Annotated in this window: 1 protein-coding gene and 1 pseudogene; one reads left to right on the plus strand and one right to left on the minus strand. The window is 69.1% G+C overall.

Annotated elements, in window-relative coordinates; translation table 11 throughout:
* Positions 1-2: 2 nt before the first annotated feature.
* A complete protein-coding gene (locus tag AC1D00_RS43505) occupies positions 3-512 on the plus strand; it encodes a cytochrome P460 family protein (RefSeq protein ID WP_477014982.1) in 510 nt (169 codons plus the stop codon).
* A gap of 39 nt (positions 513-551) precedes the next feature.
* On the opposite strand, the pseudogene AC1D00_RS43510 reads toward AC1D00_RS43505, so the two are convergent.
* Positions 552-808: pseudogene (locus tag AC1D00_RS43510) on the minus strand (hypothetical protein); the annotation flags it as partial.

Raw genomic sequence — 808 nt, forward strand, 5'->3', positions numbered from 1 at the left:
CGGTGATGGTGCTCGCCGCGCTTCTCCTGGTCGTTCTCCTGACCTGCGTGCCCTACCTCGTCTCGATCGCGCTGGCGGAGGGCCCCGCGACAGCCGATGCCTCGCCGATCTTCGGCGTCACGATTCCCGCGGGCTACAAGCAATGGGAGCTGATCGCGCCGGCCGAAGAGGCCGCGCCGCTCGACGAGCTTCGCGCGGTCGTCGGCAACCAGGTGGCAATCGACGCCTATCAGGCCGGAAAGCTTCCGTTCCCGGACGGCACCATTCTGGTCAAGCGCGCCTGGAAGCGGAAACAGTCACCGGAATTCGCGTCGGCAACGATTCCCGGCGCGGCTACCACGGTCCAGGTGATGGTCAAGGATGCCAGGAAATATGCCTCCACCGGCGGCTGGGGTTTTGGCCGCTTCGTCAACGGCAAGCCGGTCGACGAAGCGCAGCACCGCACCTGCTTCGCCTGCCACGAGGCTCGCGCGAAGGGGCGCGATTACGTCTTCACCCGCCTCGCGCCCTGAGTTGCGAAAGCGGGGCCGGGCGCTCGCCAACAGGCCGTCTCACTCCGCCGCCACCATCTGCTGCGTGCGCCACTGGCCGAGCAGGGCGCGCAGCGAGGCCGGCTTCACCGGCTTGTTCAGCACGGCGATCTTCTCCTCGCGCGCGGCCAGCTGCACGGCGGGGCTGCGGTCGGCGGTGATCAGGATCGCAGGGATGGCGTCGCCGAAGCGGCGGCGGATGTCGCGGATCGCGGCGATGCCGTTGCCGCGGTCGAGGTGATAGTCGACCAGCAGCCCGGTGACGCGCTTGCCCGCAG

Source organism: Bradyrhizobium sp. P2_E8 (genome assembly GCF_056403875.1).